General features: G+C 37.4%; 2 protein-coding genes. Both read left to right on the forward strand.

What is annotated here, in order from left to right:
* Positions 1 to 777: 777 nt before the first annotated feature.
* Positions 778 to 2,151, forward strand: a complete 1,374-nt coding sequence (locus F6K37_RS38385) for an FAD-dependent oxidoreductase (RefSeq protein ID WP_287256353.1) — start codon at positions 778 to 780, stop codon at positions 2,149 to 2,151.
* Between the two features lie 47 nt (positions 2,152 to 2,198).
* Positions 2,199 to 2,391 (forward strand): glycosyltransferase (locus F6K37_RS38390; RefSeq protein WP_287256356.1); only part of this gene is annotated, 193 nt, incomplete at its 3' end.

The following is a 2,391-nucleotide window of genomic DNA, read 5'->3' on the forward strand; positions in this document are numbered from 1 at the left end:
CTTATTTTTATAATCAACTATTAATCTTAATTTTCTCTTAATTATAAGTTTTACTTATAATAATATTTTTTGACAAAAAAATAACTTATAGAATCTAGTTTTTTATTTTTTGTGCTTAGACTAGTAAAGGGTAATGGGTAATACCAAATCCTGTTCCCATACCCCCCTTATCCAAACAGCTATAGATTACTCGAATAAAAGGATTTGGTCGATTTTTTATAAAGGGGGTGTGGCAAGCGGATATGGTATAATAGGTGAATCTCAAAGTTGGCAATCAATAACTCAGGTAACGGGATTATAAGGGTTTAAGCCTGATCATCCTAGTATTTTTGTAAAAATGAGATGCACCCAGGGTAATTTATAAACGTTATCTCCGCGAATTTAGAGCTGATTTGTAAAGATAATCTAAAGGTAACTCAATGACGGGCTGATTAGCCTTTAACCTATATAAGGATTATGAGTTGTACACTACCAAAGTGCGAAGCGATGATTTATGGCTCGCTCATTAGTTTAATGACTCGCCGATTAGCTTCTTAAGCTTTTATTTACAAATCAGCTCTTAGATAGACAGGTTGCTGTTTGGAATCGTAGCTAATAGATCTAGAACACCTAGAGCACTTTTAATCTAACGTCGGGAGTAGGTCAAAGGGCAAGCTGTCCAATTGTTGCACGTTCCTGATCAGCTGTGATTCTTTCACTTAACAGTTAATCACCTTGACTTTTTATGATAAAAAAATATGGGGTGGTTATTGCCCTATTTAAAGATTAGCCTAACTAATGGGAAAGCGGCAAAAATCCCGCCTCGCTTTCCTCACCAGGAAACTATTGCATAATTGGGATGCCAAGGGAGTTTTTGTGATGAAAGTTACAATCATTGGTGCTGGACCAGCTGGTTCCTTACTTGCTCATTACTTGTTACGTCGCGGTCAATACCAAATCGATATCTATGATAGCCGCCCCGATCCCAGAAAAATCTCTTTCTCTAAATACAGAACTTTCCCCCTTCTCCTTTCTGAAAGGGGATTGAACGCTTTAAGGAATATCGGATTAGAGGAAGCGGTAAAATCTCATGGAATCGAAAACACGGGCATGATTAATTATTCAAAAAACAGTAAACCTCAGGAATTAGTAAGGAGAAAACCAATCCTGACTATTGACCGTAATACACTGGTAAATACGCTTTTAGAAAAGCTCGAAGAAAAAGACAAAAATCGACAAGTCAACATTTACTTCAATTCCAGATGTATCGGAGTAGATTTTAGACATAAGCGCTTGAAATTTAAAAAAGAAACAGAAGAAGAAATTACTGTTGGCTATGACTTCTTGTTCGGAGCAGATGGGGTGCGTTCAGTAGTAAGAACTCACTTTCTAAATACAGAAAGGTTCGAGTTTGAACAAAGTTATCTCCATGAGGTATACAAAACCGTTTACTTATCGCGAATTAATGATAAGTTACGAATTAACTTAGAACCAAACAAGCTACACTCATGGAAATTAGAGGATGGTACGCGATTATTAGCCATGCCTCAGCCCGACAATACCCTAAGTTGTGGTCTTGTTTTTAACCACAAAAAAAATCAAGTAATGGGTATTTCTAGTAAGTCAGAGGTAAGGGAATTTTTTGAGCATAATTTCCCAGAAGTTGCCAAGCTAATGTCTGAATCTGAAGCCGAAGCTTTTGTCAAAAGACCAGGCTGGAACTTCGTGACAATTCGCTGCAATCGTTATCATCAAGGTGATAGTGTATTGATTATTGGAGATGCTGCCCATGCCGTACCCCCAACTATAGCTCAAGGTTGCAATTCAGCTTTAGAAGATGTAATTGTGTTCGATCGCATTTTGGATGAGTATGATGATGACTATACTAAGGCGATACCACAGTTTACAGCTCGCCGGATACGAGATGCTCATACCTTGAAGAACCTGGCTGAGAACAGTATTCCCATATCTAAACCATTATTCTTACAGTTTGTTTTAAGGCGTAAGTTTGCTAGAACAATGAACCAACTTTTTCCCCAGTTTTTTGCACCATTTTTTTTGGATTTAATAGCCGAAACAACGGTTCCTTATTCAGAAATTTTAAAGTCAGCTAAAGATTGGCTTTCTAAAGTCAAAAAATCAAATCATAAAATTTTAGATAGTAGTTACTAAAAACAAAATTGTTCGGTTGTTCATGTGGTTTGATCTCAAGACAAAATATGCGAATTACTATTATAACAGTTGGAACGCGGGGCGACGTACAACCTTTCGTTGCTCTAGGGCTGGGCTTAAAAGCCGCAGGTCACAAAGTACAACTAGCTAGTAATCCTATATTCAAGGACTTTGTTAAGAGCAGAGGTTTAGACTTTGCGCCAGTGGGAGACAACCCTCAAGAATGGGTGAAACAGTTTA

It is taken from the genome of Moorena sp. SIO4E2 (assembly GCF_010671945.1).
Lineage (GTDB): Bacteria > Cyanobacteriota > Cyanobacteriia > Cyanobacteriales > Coleofasciculaceae > Moorena > Moorena producens.